At 59.8% G+C, this 18,132-nt stretch carries 16 protein-coding genes; 11 read left to right on the plus strand and 5 right to left on the minus strand.

The window, feature by feature from the left end; all coding sequences use genetic code 11:
- The first annotated feature begins 383 nt into the window (after window positions 1-383).
- On the plus strand, window positions 384-1,415 hold the full coding sequence (locus GE107_RS14395; RefSeq protein ID WP_219640676.1) for an ATP-binding cassette domain-containing protein: 1,032 nt from the start codon (window positions 384-386) through the stop codon (window positions 1,413-1,415).
- Window positions 1,412-2,227, plus strand: a complete 816-nt coding sequence (locus GE107_RS14400) for an ABC transporter permease (RefSeq protein ID WP_219640677.1) — start codon at window positions 1,412-1,414, stop codon at window positions 2,225-2,227. The genes GE107_RS14395 and GE107_RS14400 overlap by 4 nt, the downstream gene beginning before the upstream one ends.
- A 142-nt stretch (window positions 2,228-2,369) precedes the next feature.
- On the opposite strand, the gene GE107_RS14405 is transcribed toward GE107_RS14400, so the two are convergent.
- From GE107_RS14405 to GE107_RS14415, 3 genes are all read right to left on the minus strand, one after another.
- A complete protein-coding gene (locus tag GE107_RS14405; protein WP_219640678.1) occupies window positions 2,370-2,825 on the minus strand; it encodes a GNAT family N-acetyltransferase in 456 nt (151 codons plus the stop codon).
- A gap of 119 nt (window positions 2,826-2,944) precedes the next feature.
- Complete coding sequence (locus tag GE107_RS14410; RefSeq protein ID WP_219640679.1) at window positions 2,945-4,741, minus strand: ABC transporter substrate-binding protein; 1,797 nt, start codon at window positions 4,739-4,741, stop codon at window positions 2,945-2,947.
- An 83-nt stretch (window positions 4,742-4,824) separates the two neighbouring features.
- Complete coding sequence (locus GE107_RS14415; protein ID WP_219640680.1) at window positions 4,825-5,043, minus strand: hypothetical protein; 219 nt, start codon at window positions 5,041-5,043, stop codon at window positions 4,825-4,827.
- A gap of 156 nt (window positions 5,044-5,199) precedes the next feature.
- Here GE107_RS14415 and GE107_RS14420 point away from each other — a divergent pair, with 156 nt between their 5' ends.
- Together GE107_RS14420 and GE107_RS14425 are read left to right on the plus strand one after the other, a co-directional pair.
- Complete coding sequence (locus GE107_RS14420) at window positions 5,200-7,506, plus strand: winged helix-turn-helix domain-containing protein (RefSeq protein ID WP_219640681.1); 2,307 nt, start codon at window positions 5,200-5,202, stop codon at window positions 7,504-7,506.
- Window positions 7,507-7,571: 65 nt separating this feature from the next.
- Complete coding sequence (locus GE107_RS14425) at window positions 7,572-8,483, plus strand: NAD(P)-dependent alcohol dehydrogenase (RefSeq protein WP_219640682.1); 912 nt, start codon at window positions 7,572-7,574, stop codon at window positions 8,481-8,483.
- Window positions 8,484-8,629: 146 nt separating this feature from the next.
- On the opposite strand, the gene GE107_RS14430 is transcribed toward GE107_RS14425, so the two are convergent.
- Entirely contained in the window at window positions 8,630-9,181 is a 552-nt protein-coding gene (locus GE107_RS14430) for an NADPH-dependent FMN reductase (protein WP_219640683.1), read from the minus strand.
- A 199-nt stretch (window positions 9,182-9,380) separates the two neighbouring features.
- On the opposite strand from GE107_RS14430, the gene GE107_RS14435 reads away from it, so the two are divergent.
- A complete protein-coding gene (locus tag GE107_RS14435; RefSeq protein WP_219640684.1) occupies window positions 9,381-10,145 on the plus strand; it encodes an ArsR/SmtB family transcription factor in 765 nt (254 codons plus the stop codon).
- Window positions 10,146-10,284: 139 nt separating this feature from the next.
- The gene (locus GE107_RS14440; protein WP_219640685.1) at window positions 10,285-11,349 is read left to right on the plus strand and encodes a BtaManbiosPhlase; all 1,065 of its coding nucleotides are present in this window, start codon (window positions 10,285-10,287) and stop codon (window positions 11,347-11,349) included.
- Between the two features lie 351 nt (window positions 11,350-11,700).
- Here GE107_RS14440 and GE107_RS14445 read toward each other — a convergent pair whose 3' ends face one another.
- Window positions 11,701-12,123, minus strand: a complete 423-nt coding sequence (locus GE107_RS14445) for a hypothetical protein (RefSeq protein ID WP_219640686.1) — start codon at window positions 12,121-12,123, stop codon at window positions 11,701-11,703.
- Window positions 12,124-12,341: 218 nt separating this feature from the next.
- On the opposite strand from GE107_RS14445, the gene GE107_RS14450 reads away from it, so the two are divergent.
- The 5 genes from GE107_RS14450 to GE107_RS14470 all read left to right on the plus strand — a co-directional run bounded on the left by GE107_RS14450 (window position 12,342) and on the right by GE107_RS14470 (window position 18,068).
- The gene (locus GE107_RS14450) at window positions 12,342-14,414 is read left to right on the plus strand and encodes a glycosyltransferase family 39 protein (protein ID WP_219640687.1); all 2,073 of its coding nucleotides are present in this window, start codon (window positions 12,342-12,344) and stop codon (window positions 14,412-14,414) included.
- Complete coding sequence (locus tag GE107_RS14455; RefSeq protein ID WP_219640688.1) at window positions 14,411-15,475, plus strand: glycosyltransferase family 2 protein; 1,065 nt, start codon at window positions 14,411-14,413, stop codon at window positions 15,473-15,475. Before GE107_RS14450 ends, GE107_RS14455 begins: the two co-directional genes overlap by 4 nt.
- Window positions 15,462-16,382: a S1C family serine protease gene (locus tag GE107_RS14460; protein WP_370636425.1), complete on the plus strand. Its 921-nt coding sequence runs from the start codon at window positions 15,462-15,464 to the stop codon at window positions 16,380-16,382. Before GE107_RS14455 ends, GE107_RS14460 begins: the two co-directional genes overlap by 14 nt.
- A 364-nt stretch (window positions 16,383-16,746) precedes the next feature.
- Entirely contained in the window at window positions 16,747-17,313 is a 567-nt protein-coding gene (locus GE107_RS14465) for an NUDIX domain-containing protein (protein ID WP_370636426.1), read from the plus strand.
- A 158-nt stretch (window positions 17,314-17,471) separates the two neighbouring features.
- A complete protein-coding gene (locus tag GE107_RS14470) occupies window positions 17,472-18,068 on the plus strand; it encodes an SOS response-associated peptidase family protein (RefSeq protein WP_219640689.1) in 597 nt (198 codons plus the stop codon).
- Window positions 18,069-18,132 lie beyond the last annotated feature (64 nt).

The following is an 18,132-nucleotide window of genomic DNA, read 5'->3' on the forward strand; positions in this document are numbered from 1 at the left end:
GAATGCGAGGCATATTGTCGAAATAAAGGAGGAACAATTCTAGAATACGCAACAGCCCTGCGGGTGTCAATTATTAGATTACTTGGCGTATTATAATAAATATGTATACGTTTTCATACTTTTTTGTTGCATCAATTACTTGAATCGGCAGAGAGGAATTAACCCTCTATGACTCGAAAACGTCGCAGTTCAATATCCGATAACTCTTATTGAGAAAACCGCTTCGATTCGGAGTGGTTTTTCCTTTGGGAAAATATCCGGATGGAGGGACTCCTCCTCCAGACCGATCGGCAAACCATTCCGAGGGTCGTACCCGGCCGTTCAAACTCCGTTCATAATGGAGCTATATGATCCCCATGAACGAGGAATGAGGAGGAGATGCAATGGCAGCACGATACGGAAATGCCGAGGCCGAAAAAGATGGCGGGTGGGCCGTCGAGGCCCGGGGACTCGTCAAAACGTTCGGAGACAACCGCGCGGTGGACGGAGTGGACTTGAACGTCCGGGCCGGTTCGATCTACGGCGTACTGGGACCGAATGGAGCGGGCAAAACCACGACCATCCGAATGTTGGCCACTTTGCTGCGGATGGATGGAGGTTCGGCGCGCATCTTCGGGTATGACGTGGAGAAGGAGCCGCAGATCGTTCGACAGTTGATCGGGGTGACGGGGCAATACGCGTCCGTCGACGAGTCCTTGAGCGCGACCGAGAACTTGGTCATCTTCTCCCGGCTGCTTGGGCTGGGTCGCGCCGAGGCGCGGCGCAAGGCGGCGGAGCTGCTGGAGGAGTTCGGCTTGACGGAAGCCGCGAAACGCCCGTTGAAACAGTTCTCCGGTGGCATGCGCCGGCGGCTGGATTTGGCGGCCAGTCTCATCGCGCAGCCGCCGCTTATTTTCCTGGACGAACCGACGACCGGACTGGATCCGCGCACGCGCGCGCAGATGTGGAATACGATCCGACGGCTGGTGAAGACGGGGTCGACCGTTCTCCTCACCACGCAGTATCTTGACGAGGCGGATCAGCTGGCCGACCGGATCGCGGTGATCGATCGCGGCCGGGTCGTGGCGGAGGGGACGGTAGACGAATTGAAGGCATCCGTCGGCAACTCTTTATTGCATTTGCGAATCGAAGATCAGGGAGACATCCGGGAAGCCCGCCGGATCGTGGAACAGGTGCTTCAAGTGCGCTCCAGCGCATCGGCCGAAGCGGGCAAGATTACGGCGCCGATGGCGGAAACAGGCCGCGTCACCGACCTGCTGATCGCCTTGCGCGGCGCGGGTATCCACCTGGCCGAGATCAGCGTGCAGAAGCCGACGCTTGACGAAGTGTTCCTGGCCATCACCGGCCACGGCGTCAAAGAGAACGAATCCCCGGAATCCGAAAAATCGAACGTTGCGGAGGTAGCGAGCGTATGAGCACGACGGCAGCGAAGAGGGGCGCCGGCCGCCCGCTGAAAAACTACACGAGCTTCGGCCAGTCGGTGCGCAACTCGCTCACGATGGCCTACCGGGGACTGCTCAAGATCCGCCGTACCCCCGAGCAGCTGTTCGACGTGACGCTCCAGCCGATCCTTTTCACCCTAATGTTTACTTATATTTTCGGCGGCGCCATTTCCGGAAGCGTCAGCGACTATTTGCCGGTGATCATACCGGGCATCCTCGTGCAGACCGTCATCTCCACCTCGATTGTCACCGGCGTCCAGCTGCGCGAAGACATGGAGAAGGGCGTATTCGACCGCTTCAAGTCGTTGCCGATCGCCCGCATCGCGCCTTTGGCCGGTGCCTTGCTGGCGGATACGGTCCGGTACGCGATCGCGACCCTCCTTACGTTTGTCATGGGCTATATCATGGGCTACCATCCCGACGGCGGCCTGGGGTACGTCGCCATCGCGGGAGTTCTGGTTATCGCGTGTTCGTGGGCCGTCAGCTGGATTTTCGCCTTCTTCGGCGTCATTGCGCGTACGGCTTCAAGCGTGCAGGGGATTTCCATGATCGTGCTGTTTCCGCTCACCTTCCTCTCCAACGCTTTCGTGCCGGTCGACACGATGCCGGGTTGGCTCCAGTGGTTCGTGAACATCAATCCGATCTCGCATCTGGTCACGGCCGTGCGCGAACTGGCAAATACCGGAACGGTGGGCCCGGACCTGGCCATTTCTCTCATCGGGGCTGCCGTCATCGTGGCGGTTTTCGCTCCGCTCACCGTGCGGGCTTACATGCGCCGGACCTGACGACTAGATGCAATGAAAGAAAGAGACGGACCTTAGAGGTTCGTCTCTTTCTTGTACACGGGTCGTAGAGCAATCGCGGGAAGGGGGTTCTCTATGGCCAAGGCTTGTCCTCTCCGCGCACCCATTCGTTTGCATGGCGGTTTCACAGTTCCTTCGTCATATAAACGCTGTTTGGATCGTCTATGTAGTCCGAGAATGGCCCGCAATAGGCAAAGCCCAAACTTTCGTATAATCTTCTAGCGGGTTCAAAGACTTCCATAGAGCCCGTCTCCAGGCTGAGGCGCCGATAGCCGCGCCGCGCGGCTTCTTCCAGGATGCGTCCGAGGATGGTTCTGGCGATCCCTTTTCTTAAGCGGGCCGGCGAGGTCCGCATGGATTTGACTTCTCCATGGAGAGCGTCCAATTCCTTCAGGGCCCCGCATCCGACCAATTCCCCCTGATCCCACGCGCTCCAGAACGTGATATCCGGTTGTTTCAATTCATCGAGATCGAGCGCATGAACGCTCTCCGTCGGGGAGTGAAGATGCATATTCCGGAGATGCTCCGCGATGAATGCGGCGATTTCCGGGCCGGACAAATCGTCTAATTTGATTTCCATTGACTACACGCCTTTCTTGCTTGTTATCTGCGTGAGCCTATTGTAACTCGGACCCGGCCGTCCAAAAAGCCAAAACATCTTCGTGTCCGTTTTCCCCTTTTCCGCACATCCCAAAGAGTTTAGACGTCAACGAGGGGCTTTCGAAACCAGATATCCTTGAAATCCACCCATCCGAGCGGATTGAATTTCACTCCCTGCAGGGTCGGGTGCGAAAGCACGCTTACTTCTTTATAAGATAAATAAACGGCAGAATACTGTTCCATCAAGCAAGCTTCCAGAAGCTGCAACTGGCGATGCCGATCCGCCGGATCCGGCTCCAGTAGCATCCGTCCGATATGCAGATCCACGGCCTTCTGCAGTTCATCGTTCAGCGTCCCGCGGATAAAGCTGATGCGTGCCAGCAGGTATTCGAGCTGACGCAACGTTCCTTCGCTGAGCGAGGCTTCGAACAGGATGAGATCCGCCTCTTGAATTCGTTCCCGGTTCAACATGTCCGCCCAAGGGACGATGCGCACGTCGAGCCGGATGCCGAGCTGCCCGTACCGGTTTTGCAGCCAGTACGCGGTCTCGGCATGCCTTTTATACGTATACAGGACGAGCGGTTCGCCGAGGTAGCCGGATCTTAGCAGTTCCGAAACCGCAAGCTCCGGCCGGTAAGCGGGATCATTCTCCCGGGGATCGTTTTCCATATGAAAACCCATTGCCGGGGCCGCATGCGGGTACCCGAGCTCGCTGACGAGCCTCCGTCGGTCGATGGCGTGGAACAACGCTTGGCGGAAGTTGAGGTTCTGAAGGACGCCTTCTTTCCGCAAATTCATCGTGAGCATGCTGCACCCGGTTAACAACCGGTGTTCCGTCCATTGCCGCAAGGTCGGGTTCGGGGATTCCCCCGTCCGCACCACAAGCAATCCCGCGTTGATTTCCAGCCCGAATTCCTTCTCGGATTCGGGAACGATGATGATTTCGACCCGATCCATGAGCCCGCGGCCGTCGAAGCAAGACGGAAAAGCCTCCAGCACGCATATTCCCGGCGTCAACTTGGCGACCCGGTAAGGCCCCGCTCCGATCGGCAAACGGCCGGCATCCGCCGGGTCTCCGCCGATCCGGGGAAGAATCGAAACCGCCGGATGGGACATGTACCAAGCAAAGAGACGGTTGGGAGAATGAAGCTCGATCCGTAAACGATAACGAGACTCCACGAGGATATCGGCAATGTCCCGGCACAGCCAATCGTGATGATTCGTCTCCCGTTTCACCCGAAGGAGGCTGTATGCCGCGTCTTCCGCCGTCAGCTCCCTGCCGTCGTGGAAGAGTACTCCTTTCCGCAAATAAAACGTCCAGCTAACGGCATCTTCGTTCGTTTCCCAGTGGTGGGCAACGCCCTTCGTTAAGCGGCCGCCGGCATCGGCATTGACCAGCGTCGCATGGATTTGCTTGATCAAATGGATGTCATGCGAGTAAACCGCATTCGCCGGATCCAGCGTAACGATCGGACGGTAGATCGGCAGGCGCAGCGTCTCGGTCACGCGATCCTCTTCCGACGGTTCCGCCTGGTAGCCGAAATAGCGGGTCAGCCATTCCATGAACCCCGCTCTGTCTTCCGGCCGGCCCGCGTGCTGATTCAACCAGGAAAGCGCGCCTTGCACGTCCCCTTGCTTCACGTACTCCTTTGCCTCGTCGAGCGCAAGCCTTTCGGCATCCATGAAGAACGTCATTTCCGATGCGTGTCCTCTGCCGCGTCCGGAGACGAATCGCACCCATTTCAGTTCCTCCATTTTGCGCATGACCAGCCTTGCGTTCCGAGGCGTACAATACAAGGCCTTGGCCAATTCGCCGATCGTGACCCGAAACGGTTGACCGTCGGTCCGGTCCGGAAACGCGGTCCGGAGCTGCAAGTAATCTTCCGCCAATCTCACCGCAAGCCGCCTCCTGCACAAGTCTTACAATCTAGTATAGCTCATTTTCGTCCCCCTCCCTCTACAGATCGCGGGCGAAGCCATCATCGGAAAAACTTGCCCGCCTTCGCCGGAAGACGTTCCGCCAGCCGCTTCAACCCCATGGATCCGATCGCGCTTCCCGCCGTGGAAATGATCCAACCCGCGGACAGGAGCTTCAGCACGTAATACAATCCGGTACCCGCGACGAGGTCGAAGATCATGATTTTCTTTATGGTCGAAAACCGAATGGTGTACACGACGAAACGGTCGTTTCTTGCCATCGCCAATCGCTCCTCTCGGAAACTTTACCGTCAAGGATATGCGCAAGGGTAACAATAATATTATAAAATGACAAATAGCAAACCGTATTTCAATTATCGTTGCACGATTCGATAGATGATTTCGGAGCACAGCGTGACGGGAACGGGGGGCCAAACATGTCGGTGCCGATGGTGTCCGTCAAACTGAATATCCCGCCGCTTCGGACGAACGGCGTTCTTCGCCCCCGGCTGGTTGAACGGTTGAACGAGGGAATCCACCGCCGGCTGACGCTGATTTCCGCCGCCGCGGGGTTCGGGAAGACGACGCTGGCCAGCGAATGGGCAACCGGCTGCGGCCGGCCCGCCGCCTGGCTGTCGTTGGACGAGGGGGATCAAGATCCGGCGCGCTTCCTGACGTACCTGGTTTCCGCCTTGCAGACCGTCGGGGTGAAGATCGGAGAAGGCGTGCTCGGAGCGTTCCGTTCTCCCCAACCTCCGGAGGCGGAATGGGCGGCGGCGGCCTTGCTGAACGGCATCGCCGCTTTTCCGAATCCGTTCGTTCTCGTTCTCGACGATTTCCACCTCGTCTCCGGCGTCCGTCCGATTCGGGAAGTTCTCGTCCGCATGTTGGACCGTTTGCCTCCGCAGATGCACCTGGCGATCGCGACCCGCACCGACCCTCCCTTTCCGCTTGCCCGGATGCGCGTTCGGGATCAACTGACGGAACTGCGCGCCGAGGACTTGCGGTTTACCTCGGGCGAAACGGCAACGTTCCTTCGCCGGACGATGGGCTTGTCGCATCTCTCGCAAGACCTCGCCGCGGAATTGGAGAACCGTACCGAAGGCTGGGCAGCCGGCCTGCAATTGGCGGCGGTTTCCATGCAAGGCAGCAACGATCCCGACGGCCGGATCGCCGCCTTCTCGGGCAGCCACCGTTACGTGATGGACTATTTGTTGGAAGAGGTGCTGGAGAGGCAGTCCGAGAACGTGCAGCGATTCATGCTGCGCACTTCGATCCTGGATCGGATGTGCGGTCCGTTGTGCGATGCCGTGCTTCTCCCGGGAGAGGGGGACGGAGAGGACGCCCTCGCCGGGCCAGCGGCTTCCGGCCGGGAAATGCTGGAGTATCTCGAGCGGGCGAACCTGTTCGTCGTTCCCTTGGATCCCGATAGGCGTTGGTACCGCTATCACCATCTATTCGCCGATATGCTGCGCCGGCGGATGGAGAGGAACCGGAGAGGGGCCGCCGAAATCCACGTCCGGGCCAGTTGCTGGCATGAAGACCAGGGGCTCGAATGGGAAGCGTTCCGCCATGCGGCAGCCGCCCGCGATGTCGATCGAGCCGCCCGATTGGCGGAGGGCCAGGGGATGCCTCTGATCTTTCGCCGAACGTTCGTCCCCGTGCTGAATTGGCTGGAGGATTTAACCCGGGAAGAACGGAATGCGAGGCCTTCGCTGTGGGTCATGTACGCATCCGCTTTGCTGATGGCGGGCCGAATCCCCGACGTCGAACCGAGGCTGCAAGCGGCGGAAGCCTGCCTGCAAGGGAAAGAGCCGGACGATCGGCTGCGGGATCTGATCGGTCATATTGCCGCGATCCGGGCGGCGCTCGCCGTCAGCCGGCACCGGGCGGACGCCATCCTGGACGAGACGCGGCGCGCCTTGGAATCCTTGCACCCGGACAACCTGCCCGTTCGTGCCTCCACGGTCTGGGCAGCGGGCTATGCTTACCAGCTGCAAGGGGATCATGCGGCTGCCGGCGAGGCTTATGCCAAAGCCTTGTCGATCAGCCAGACGATCGGCCATGCCGTTATCGCGATGATGGCCGCGCTCGGCATCGGTCATATCCGGCTGGCGGAAAACCGGCTGGATGCGGCGGAAGCGTCTTACCGGCTCGCGCTCGAGCTGGCGGGTGATCCGCCCTTACCGGCGGCATGCGAAGCGTATTTGGGCCTGGCCCGGATCGGATTTGCGCGCAACGACTTGGAGGATGCCGAACGGCACGGATTACAATGCGTCCGGCTCGCCCGGCACCTGGAACATACGGACAGGTCCGTCGCGGGCAAGGTGTTTCTGGCCGGGGTGAAGTTGGCCCGCGGCGACGCGGAGGATGCGGCCGCGATGCTGTCGCAAGCCGAAAATGCCGCCCGCCGGCAGGGTATCGAAAATCTGGCACCCGAGATCGAGTCCGAGCTGGCAAGGGTTCGGCTGCATCTAAGCCAGGCGGATGCTTCCCCCGCCGCTGGAAAGCCGGTCGCGCGAAAGCGGCCGGTCCTTGTCGAGCCATTGAGCTCAAGGGAGCTGGAAGTGCTGCGTCTTATCGCCCTGGGTCTCTCGAACGCCGAGATCGGCGAACGGCTTTACCTGGCGCTCAGCACGGTGAAGGGGCATAACCGGATCATCTTCGACAAGCTGCAGGTGAAACGGCGCACCGAAGCCGTAGCGCGCGCCCGAGAGCTCGGATTGCTGCAAAACCATACTTAAGTATCTATAAGGCCGTACCGCGGGGCAGCTATACTATTGTCAAACTCGCGGTTAGGGAGGCCTCCATGAAAGCGATCGTCTGCACCAAATACGGATCGCCGGATGTTCTTCGTCTGGCGGAGGTGGAAAAACCGGCTCCGAAGGAGCATGAACTCCGGATCAAGGTACATGCAACGAGCGTGACTTCGGGCGACTGCAGGGTCCGAAGCTTCAACAGTCCGCTGCTGTATTGGATCCCCATGAGGTTATTCCTGGGAATCACGAAACCGAGGCAGCCGATTCTGGGCGCAGAGCTCGCCGGAGAGGTGGAGGCCGTCGGCCGGAAGGTGGAGCGGTTCAAGGTCGGAGACCCGGTTTACGCCTCATGCGGGATGCGGCTCGGCGCTTATGCCGAATACGTATGCCTGCCGGAAGACGGAGCCGTCGCGTCCAAACCGGCGAACGTATCCTTCGAAGAAGCCGCCGCGGTTCCGTTCGGGGGGATGACGGCCTTGCATTTCCTAAGGAAAGGAAAGATCCGAAGCGGACACAATGCGCTGATCTACGGAGCATCCGGCGCGGTAGGCACCGCCGCGGTGCAGCTGGCCAAGCATTACGGCGCAGTAGTCACCGGGGTATGCGGACCGTCCAACCTGGAGTTGGTCCGCTCGCTCGGCGCCGACAAGGTCGTCGATTACACGAAAGAGGATTTCGCGGCCGGCGGAGAACGGTACGATATCGTCTTCGACGCGGTAGGGAAATGCCCGAAACCGCTCGTCCGCCAAGCGCTGGCTCCTGGCGGCGCGTACTTGACGGTCGAAGGGCAAGGGATCGCGAAGGAACGCGCCGAAGATTTGGTTTTCCTCAAGGAGTTGATCGAAGCCGGCAAGTATAAACCGGTCATCGACCGCCGGTATCCGCTGGAACGCATACCGGAAGCCCACCGATACGTGGATCAGGGGCATAAGAAGGGGAATGTCGTCATCGTCATGCCATAACAGCGAAAAAACCGATCCTCGGGGATCGGTTTTTTGCTGCATCCGCGTCGTTAAACCGGATGATCTTGAATCCGCCTCTGGACGGGCAAGTTAAAATGTTACCTAACGGTAACGTGTTGATCGTAAAAAAAAGGACTTTCCGTAGGTCAGCTCGCAGCCCCGACGTTCTCGGACAGAATCCGGGTCAACTCCAGGAAGCTCCCGAGCGCGCCTTGAACCCTGTTCCGCATTCCCTCATCCGACGGAGCGCCGTCCGGCCCGAACGCGTTCGACCCGTACCCGATGGAAATCCAATCCGGGCAGTTCACGCCGTGAAGATTGCGTACGATCGTCTGCAGGTGCGTAAGCGAGCTTACGCCCAGCGGACCGCCTGCGGAGCTGACGGAAAGCACGGCTTTGCCCGCGACGTGATCCGCGTTCATATAGTCCAGAGCGTTCTTGAGCGCACCCGAAATGGAGCCGTGGTACTCCGGGGTCGCGAGGATCAAGCCGTCCCCGTCCGCGACGGCTTGCTGGAGCTGTCTGGAGTTCGGGTGAAAATCCCAGTTGTCGGGCGAAAACAACGGCAGCGGCAGCTCCGACAAATCGATGAAGGTGACGGGGATTTCGCGCGCTTTCAGGAGACTCTCCATGTACCGAAGAAGGGACGTGCTCGATGCGTTCGCGCGGTTGCTGCCCGCGATCAAAGTGATTTTCATGTTTAAACTCACCTTTCTTAATTGGAATGAGGGTGTGCGGGCCACGGATCCGGAAGCCGCCGGCTGACAAACGGATCCGTTTGTGCTAACATGTGACTGTATAGTCACTTTTGTTATTCTCATAATATGTTACTAAACAGTAACGTGTCAAGAGGTTCGTTCGCAATGTATTCTGTGACCGATAAAGGAGGTGTTCAGAATGAACAACCAGATCTTCAAAGCGCTCGCCGATCCCAGCCGCCGCATGCTGCTTGATCTGCTTCACGCGTCGGACGGACGGTCGCTGAACGAGCTTTGCGCGCCGCTCGACATGTCGAGGTTCGGCGTCATGAAGCATTTGAACATTCTGGAGGAAGCCGGGCTCATCACGACGAGGAAAGCGGGCCGGGAAAAGCTGCATTACCTGAACGCGGTGCCCATCCGCCAAATCTACGACCGCTGGGTGAGCAAATACGCCGAGCCTTGGGCAGTCGGACTGACAGCCCTTCAAAACGAATTGGAGCGTGAAACGAAGATGGAAAACAAACCGCGGAATGTGAGCCGGATCGCGATCAAAACGACGCCGGAGCGGGTATGGCAAGCGCTCACGGACGGCAATCAAACGTCGAAGTTCTGGTTCGACTGCGCGATCCGGTCCGACTGGGAAATCGGTTCCCCGTTCGAGCTGTGGGACGCGAAGGAGAAGAAAGCGGAAGGAGTCATTCTGGAGAAGGATCCTCCGGGCAAGCTGGTGATGAGTTGGCGTTTTCTCGGTTTTCCCGATACGGCCGGCGACAGCCCTTCGCGCATGACGTGGGAGATCGCGCCGCATGCCGAGTTTCAAGGCGTAACCCTTGTTACCGTGGTGCACGACGAATTCGAACAGGCTGCCGGCACGGCCAAGATCCTGGAAAACGGTTTGCCGATCGTGCTGTCGGGCATGAAGACGTTCCTCGAAACCGGATCGACGTTGACCGGCGCTTAGAATGGGAAGGACGCAGCCGAACCGGCAATAGGAGTGATCGCGGAAACGAGCCCGTGTCTCCATGCGGTGGTTTACAACCCTAACGCGGAGGAGAGGCTGGTATCGATCGACCGAGTTGGACGCGAAGGAGCCCTGAACCATGAACGTATACCGCTATGAAGAGAATCCGCTCGTCACCCCGTCCGGCGTGAAGCCTTACCTTGACGGCTTCGAAGTCATCGGCGCGTTTAATGCCGGGATCGCCGGCCATGACGGGGAAGTGCTTATGCTGCTTCGCGTGGCGGAACGGCCTGTCAGCCCGGATCCCGGCATCGTTCTGGCCCCGGTATGCGATCCGAACGCCCCCGCCCCGCGCCTGGTGGAGCTGCGCCGGGATGACCCGCGCTACGATTTCTCCGACCCTCGGGTCGTGCGGGACGTCACGGCCGACACCGGGTTCGCGTACTTGACGTCGATTTCCTACATCCGGATCGCGCGGAGCCGGGACGGGCGCCGCTTCACGGTCGACGACGAACCGTTCGTGTATCCTTCCGGGCCGCTGGAGACGTTCGGCATCGAGGATCCCCGCGTGACCCGGATCGGCGATACGCATTATCTCTATTTCTCCGCCGTATCCCCCGTCGGCATCGGCGTCTCGCTGGCGTCGACGGAAGACTTCCGAACCGTGAAACGCCACGGCATGATTTTCGGTCCGGACAACAAGGACGTCCTGATCTTCCCGGAGAAGGTGAACGGCAAATATTATGCGCTGCATCGTCCGACCGTCCGCAGCGTCGGGCGGCCGGAAATCTGGATTGCGGAATCCGACAATCTGCTGTATTGGGGGAATCACAAGCATTTGGCGGGCTTGCGCGAGGGGATGTGGGACAGCGGCAGGATCGGAGGGGGCGCCGTTCCGTTCCGGACGGAGAAGGGCTGGCTGGAGCTCTACCATGGCGCGACGAAAGAGCACCGGTATAGCATGGGAGCGCTGCTGCTCGATCCGGACGACCCGTCAAGGGTGATCGCGAGATCGGACCGTCCGCTGCTGGAGCCGGAAGCCGAATACGAGAGGAACGGATTTTTCGGCGAGGTCGTGTTTTCCTGCGGCGCGCTGGTGGAGGGAGACACGGTGAGGATGTATTACGGCGTTGCGGATACTTCGATGGCGTGCGCGGAGCTCCGCGTGTCGGAGATTTTGGATAGCTTGACGTACTTCGGATAAGCAGATCGTTAGGCTATACCTATCGTAACCGGTTATGAGCCGCACTCAAACGGGGCTCTGCCGTTCCGGGCGGGGGCCGCTTGGTACGCGCGTAATACCGTTTCAGCCCTGCCCATCGTCGATGTCGTACCCGTCGAAGGGAGGAACGCCGAGGGAGGCGTCCAACCACTTGACGTTGGTGATGCCGCAGCCGCAGACGAGCACATACAAGGTCGCGGACAGTTTGTTGAGCAGCGTGAGGATGATGGCATCACTGAAGGTCAGGCTGATCAGAATGTACCCTTCGTTGGCATCGAAGCTTTCGGGTTTGCCAATCCGAATATCCCGACCAGCGGAAGCCGATGAACCTTGTCAAACCTGGCCGTACACGCTTCTGGCCACGATTTCCGGCAACTCCGCCTTTTGCGCTTCGTACGCTTGGGCCGACAGCATGCCGCTCGCCAAACGGGCATCTAACTGCTCCGTGAGCTCCGCCACCTGCAGGTCGATGACGGCCTGAACGTCTTTGCCCGCTTCCGAGGCGATGTCGGCGAGCGACTGGCCGGCATACAGAGCTTCATACAATTCGTCATCGGACGATTTCCCGAGCCGCTCGAGGAAGCCGTCTTTTTTGCGTTTCGTCTCGGCCGTTGCGGCCGAGTTGGCGGAGGGGGCTTGCACGGAGAAGGATGTCGCCGCCGGAGAGGCGGCGCTTGTCCCATCCGTCCACAAGCCGCCTCCAATCGTAATGGTAGCCGCTACGGTGCCCGCCATGATCATTCGTTTTGCGTTCATCATCAACACCTCGTTTCTTTCCTATGGATACGCTCGTCAGGTTGCTTGAATGGGAGATTGCTAGAATAAGGATACGCCCGAAACCTGAAAAATAGATTAGGACAGGATGAACGTACCGTTAATTCGGGATTCTCAGCAAATCTTCAGTATCCGCTCATGTTCCTTTCAGGTAAGCCCGGCATCATAGGGGCCAGAGATCCTGGAGGAGTGGATGACCGATGGAAACCATGTCGAAACCAAGAAGCCGGGCGGATATCCCGCTTATTCTGACGATGCTGCTGTCCGTTTTCCTGAACGGCTATAACATCTGGCAAGAGACTTATGCCAACACGTACTACACGACGGCGGTGGCCAGCATGCTGCAAAGTTTCCACAATTTTTTCTTCGCGTCGCTGGATTCGGCGGGATCGGTTACCGTGGATAAACCGCCGGTCACGTTCTGGGTGCAAACCGTATTCGCTTATTTGTTCGGCCTTCACGGCTGGAGCGTGATCCTGCCGCAAGCGCTGGCGGGCGTCGGCTCCGTGCTGCTCGTTTACCGGCTCGTGAAGCCGTCTTTCGGCGTTGCGGCCGCGCGGATCGGCGCGCTTGCCATGGCCGCCGCCCCGGTCGCCGTGGCCGTCAGCCGGACCAACAACATCGACAGCATGCTCGTATCTACGTTGCTGCTGGGCACTTGGTTTCTTTTTAAAGGAATTCGGAGCAACCGGATCGGGCCTGTTTTCGGCGCGTTCGCGCTGATCGGGCTCGCATTCAATATGAAAATGATGCAAGCGTATATGGTGCTGCCGGCGTTCGTTCTGTTTTTCTGGCTGTCGGCGAGGTTCGGGTGGAGGAAGAAAGCCGGCGTATTGGCGGGGGCGATTGCCGTCATGGTTGTCATTTCCTTGTCCTGGGCCGTTGCCGTCGATGCCGTTCCGGCCGACAAGCGGCCTTATATCGGGAGCAGCGACACGAATTCCGTCCTGGAGCTGGCGCTCGGGTATAACGGGATTTCCAGGTTGACGGGCAATCGGGGGCCGGGCGGAAGCGGAGGGATGGCGGAACGCCGCGACGACGGCGGCAGGACGAAATTCGGCGCGGGGAACGAATTCCGGCCCCTTGCCGCGAATGGAGCCGGCGGTGCCGGGCAGCCTCAAGCCATGGACGGTACGCGCGCGGACAGGACGATCGGAACGGGACGCTGGGACCGCGACGGCCGGAGCGGCTTTGGCGGACCTGGCGGCAGCGGCGGCATGTACGGCACGGGAACCAAGGGACCGTTGCGGCTGTTCCAATCGGAGCTGTCGGGTCAAGCGAGCTGGCTGATTCCGTTTGCCGCGTTCGGGGCGGTCGGGCTGCTTGCCGGAATCCGCAGAAGGAATCTCACGGACCGGCACAAGGAAACGCTTTTCTGGCTGGCATGGCTCCTTCCCGGAATGGCTTTCTTCAGCGTCGCCGGATTTTTCCATTCATACTACCTCATCATGCTCGCGCCGCCGGTCGCGGCCCTCGTCGGAGCAGGCTGGTCCCGCCTGTGGACATCGTACCGCGGCGGGGAAGGGTGGCAGTCCTGGCTGCTTCCCGCGGCCATTCTCGCCACGGCGGCGTTCCAATATTACGTCATCCATCCGTACGATTCCGTCATCGGCCGCGGCTGGTCGACCGGCATCGCCGCGGGCGGGGGAATGGCTGCCGCGCTGCTGGCGGTATGGAAGAAACGGGGCGTTCCCCTGCGCATCACGGCCGTTGCCGGCCTGCTGGTCCTCTTCGTCGGACCGCTCTATTGGTCGGCTACGCCGATCGTATACGGGCAGAACAGCATGCTCCCCCAGGCGGGACCGACAACGTCCGGCGGACGCGGCGGGATGGGCATGCCCGGAGCGGAAAGCGGCAGCGGACCGGATCAGAAGACGTTGGCCTATTTGCTGCAGCACAACTCGGGAGAAGAGTACCTGTTCGCGACGAACCAATATACGGCTGCGGCTCCTTATCTTATTGACGAGGGAGAGAAAGTGATCGTCATGGGCGGTTTCCAGGGCAGAGATCCGGCGTACTCGACGGACGAATTGGAGGCGCTGGTGGCGCAAGGGAAAGTGAAATATTTCCTGCTTTCCGGCAATGAAGGCGGACCCGGCGGCGGCAACAGCAAGCTGACCCGGTGGATCCAGGAGCACGGCACCGTCGTACCGTCAACAGAGTGGCAATCGGCAAACGGCGATTCCGGAGGCCGAGGCGGCATGGGAAGATTCCGCGGCGGCAACATGACCTTGTATGAAGTCACGCTCGGAACGGGAGGGACCTCGTCATGACAAAGCGGGTGCGCTACTCCGTCATCATTCCCATGTACAACGAGGAAGAGGTCATCCCCGTCACCTACAGCCGGCTGAGCAAGGTGATGAAGGCGACGGGCGAGCCTTATGAAATGATTTTCGTAAACGACGGCAGCCGCGACCGGTCCGCGGAAATCATCCGGGGGATCGCGTTCGCGGACGAAAGCGTCAAGCTGATCGAGTTCTCGCGCAATTTCGGCCATCAGATCGCCATCACGGCCGGCATGGACTATGCGGCCGGCGACGCGGTCGTCATCATCGACGCCGATCTCCAGGATCCGCCCGAACTGATCCCGGAGATGATCGACCGCTGGAAATCCGGATACGAAGTCGTCTACGCCAAACGGATCAAGCGGAACGGGGAAACCCGGTTCAAAAAGTGGTCGGCCAGCCTGTTCTACCGGGTGCTGCGCGCTTCGACCGACATCTCGATTCCGGTGGACACGGGGGACTTCCGCCTGATCGACCGGAAGGTGTGCGATCAGATGAAACGGCTCCCCGAGAAAAACCGGTTCGTACGGGGCTTGGTCAGCTGGGTCGGCTTCCGTCAGACGTCGGTCGAGTACGAGCGGGACGAGCGGCTGGCCGGCGAAACGAAATATCCGCTCAAGCGGATGATCAAGCTGAGCGTCGACGGGATCACTTCCTTCTCGTACAAACCGCTGAAGCTGGCCGGCTACGCGGGCATGCTTCTTTCCGCGACGGGTTTCCTCTACCTGCTGTACGTGCTTTATATGGCCATTTTCACGAGCCGGACGGGTCAAGGGTGGCCCTCCCTGATCGGCGTGATGCTGATTTTCAACGGCTTCGTTCTCATCATGCTGGGTATTCTGGGCGAATACGTCGGAAGGATCTACGAGGAAACGAAGGGACGGCCGCTCTATATCGTCAAGGACTCCCACGGCGTGGAATATCCGCGTTCGCCGGGACGAGAATTAAGCTTCTCATCAGGTTCGGCTCAGGTTCGCTTCAGCATCGGCGATTACACTAGGCACATAGACATCCAACGGAAAGGTGGAAGCAGCCGTGACCGATTATGAATCCAAACGCCCCCATCATCCGATGAAGAGCCTGTTCGCCGCTTTCATGGCGGGAGCACTGGCAATCGGCGGTTTGACCTATGCCTCGGACCGGCTCGAGGGGTTCGGAGGAAGCGCGAAGGCAACAACCGGCTCCGCGTCGGGCGGATCTGCCGGGACGCCGGTAACGGCTTCGGTAGGCACGGCGGCGGCCGCGGGCAGCGTGGCCGAGATCGCCAAGCAGGCGGGACCGGCGGTCGTCAAGATCGAAACGGAAGCCGTGACGGGCAGGCGGTTTTCCCCGCGGTTCGGCGGCAGCGGCACGGATGGCGGAGGAGCGAGGAGCACGGGGATCGGCTCCGGTTTCTTTATCGATCCTTCCGGTTACATCCTCACGAACGAGCATGTCGTCAGCGGCGCGGACCGCATCCAGGTGATCGTCCAAGGCTACGATCAGCCTTTTACCGCCCGTTTGGTCGGCAGCAGCCGGGAGCTTGATCTCGCCGTCCTCAAAATCGAGGGAAATGCACCGTTCTCCACGCTGAAGCTGGGCGATTCGAATGCCGTCGGAATCGGAGACCAGGTCGTGGCGATCGGCAATCCGTACGACTTCGATTTCTCCGTCACCGCGGGCATCATCAGCTCGAAAAATCGGGAGATCAGCATCAGCGACGACCGAGGCACCATCGACTATAAGGGCTTGCTGCAAACCGATACGGCCATCAATCCCGGCAATTCCGGCGGTCCGCTGCTGAACGGGCGGGGCGAGGCCATCGGCATGAACACGGCTGTCAGCTCCCAAGCGCAACGTATCGGCTTCGCGATTTCGTCTCAGACGATCCGTTCCGTGCTGCCCTACCTGATGCACAATCAACCGATTCCGGCAACCGTCTCGGCCCATCTCGCGAAGGGCGGGCAAGGAGCATGAAGATCAAGAAGCCGTCATTCCGGCATCCGGCCTGCGCGAGAACTTGCTCGAATTTTTGACCCGGGCCGTCCTCCGGCTTCAACCGTACGGCGTCGCTCTCGATTTGGCGCAGAAAAGCGGTTGGCGCGGTAACGAAAGACCCTTGCGAGCTGCAGGGGGCTTTCGTCTGTCTATGCGACTTTTTCGCACATCTCCGTCGATCGCTCTCCATTTCGGCCGACTTACGCAACTTTTCGCACAATACCGTCGTCCTCTCACGAATTCGTCTGCCTTTGCATCTGTTTCGCACATCTCTCCCTCTTCCTTCAGTCGTCTTTATTTTCGCTGTAAGGCCCGCGCCGGAAGTGGTAGAATCGAGGTCGAGGTGAAGGCATTGGAAGCCAAATTCTGCTTATGGTGCGGCAGCGGACTCACTGCCCGCGAAATCGACTTAACCGTGAGGCTGGCATGCCCGGCATGCGATTTCGTCCATTGGGGCAATTACAGCATCGGGGTCGGGGCGCTCGTCGTTCGCGACGACAAGGTGCTGCTCGTGCGCAGGGCGCAAAATCCCGGCAAAGGGTATTGGACGAATCCCGGCGGTTATATCGAGCAGACGGAGCCGATCCGGGAGACGATCCGCCGGGAAGTGCGGGAGGAATGCGGAATTGACGCCGTCGCTCGCAACATCGTGGCGATCCGGGATCAACCCCGCAGCGTCCACAACGTCTATATCGCCTTTTCGATGGAATATGTGGCGGGAGAGCCCGTGCCGGACGGCGTGGAAGTCGACGAGGCCGGTTTTTTCAGCCTGGAGGAAATGAAGGAGATGAACGTGGCCGACATGACGCGGTGGCTCGTGGACGTCGCGCTGCACGGACAATCTTCCGGTCTGCGGGTGGACGAGCAGCCGTTTGTTTCCTTGCAGGGATACGGATTATACCGAAGCTGATGCTTTCCCGGCACGTGCGCTGATTGACGTTCCTCTCGGCTGAATATGATGGACCTCGATGGTAAGCGGGATCAGGGGGAAATGACTCCGTATAACGAGCTGTTTGCTGGCGCAAGCTACCGTTGATTTCCATTTTCGGAGGAACGGTGGCTGAAACGATGAACGAACGCTACTCGCTCGCAGCGGAGCTTGCGGATTTGACGGCGGAATTCCGGGTCGACCGGATCGAGTTTCCGTATTACGAGAATGAATATTTCCAACCGACGGGCCAGATCCCCGTGATCCGGCCTGTCGGGGGAGTACGCTGCCTGAGCGGGCAGCGCTGGGGCTTGATGCCGTATTGGGGCAAGAGCTCGATCCACGCGGATCGCGACACCCTCGGCGACAAGCCTTATTTGTTGTCGATGCTGGCCAAGAAGCGCTGCGTCGTGCCTTGCAGCGGCTTGCTGTTCGAGCGAATCGAGGGCAAGACCCGCAAGGTTTACCGCCGCGAACGCCCCGGGAAAAAAGTGTTCGGAGCCGCGGGCATCTACGATGTCTGGCTGGATTCGGAGAAAAACGAATACCCGATGTGCACGATCATCAGCCTATCCGCGTCCTCCCCGGAGGGAGGGGCCGTTCCGCTCGTTCTCGAGGGGGAAGCTCTCGACACCTGGTTGGATCCGCTTCACAACACGGCCGACGCGATGCGGGAATTCCTGCTCGCCGTGCCGGAGACCGATTTCCGCGTTGAACTCGTGGCGGAGGGCAAATAAACCGCGAATCCCCCATCTTCCGAATGATCGCGTTCGCTCCCGCATAAGCATGAGACAGGCGGCG

It is taken from the genome of Cohnella sp. CFH 77786, from assembly GCF_019400745.1.
Classification (GTDB): Bacteria; Bacillota; Bacilli; order Paenibacillales; family Paenibacillaceae; genus Cohnella.

Excerpts from the sequence above, each read along its gene's own strand:
- GE107_RS14395 (WP_219640676.1), top strand. The coding sequence starts at position 384 with ATGGCAGCACGATACGGAAATGCCGAGGCCGAAAAAGATGGCGGGTGG.
- GE107_RS14400 (WP_219640677.1), top strand. The coding sequence starts at position 1,412 with ATGAGCACGACGGCAGCGAAGAGGGGCGCCGGCCGCCCGCTGAAAAAC.
- GE107_RS14405 (WP_219640678.1), bottom strand. The coding sequence starts at position 2,825 with ATGGAAATCAAATTAGACGATTTGTCCGGCCCGGAAATCGCCGCATTC.
- GE107_RS14415 (WP_219640680.1), bottom strand. The coding sequence starts at position 5,043 with ATGGCAAGAAACGACCGTTTCGTCGTGTACACCATTCGGTTTTCGACC.
- GE107_RS14420 (WP_219640681.1), top strand. The coding sequence starts at position 5,200 with ATGTCGGTGCCGATGGTGTCCGTCAAACTGAATATCCCGCCGCTTCGG.
- GE107_RS14425 (WP_219640682.1), top strand. The coding sequence starts at position 7,572 with ATGAAAGCGATCGTCTGCACCAAATACGGATCGCCGGATGTTCTTCGT.
- GE107_RS14430 (WP_219640683.1), bottom strand. The coding sequence starts at position 9,181 with ATGAAAATCACTTTGATCGCGGGCAGCAACCGCGCGAACGCATCGAGC.
- GE107_RS14435 (WP_219640684.1), top strand. The coding sequence starts at position 9,381 with ATGAACAACCAGATCTTCAAAGCGCTCGCCGATCCCAGCCGCCGCATG.
- GE107_RS14440 (WP_219640685.1), top strand. The coding sequence starts at position 10,285 with ATGAACGTATACCGCTATGAAGAGAATCCGCTCGTCACCCCGTCCGGC.
- GE107_RS14445 (WP_219640686.1), bottom strand. The coding sequence starts at position 12,123 with ATGAACGCAAAACGAATGATCATGGCGGGCACCGTAGCGGCTACCATT.
- GE107_RS14450 (WP_219640687.1), top strand. The coding sequence starts at position 12,342 with ATGGAAACCATGTCGAAACCAAGAAGCCGGGCGGATATCCCGCTTATT.
- GE107_RS14455 (WP_219640688.1), top strand. The coding sequence starts at position 14,411 with ATGACAAAGCGGGTGCGCTACTCCGTCATCATTCCCATGTACAACGAG.
- GE107_RS14470 (WP_219640689.1), top strand. The coding sequence starts at position 17,472 with ATGAACGAACGCTACTCGCTCGCAGCGGAGCTTGCGGATTTGACGGCG.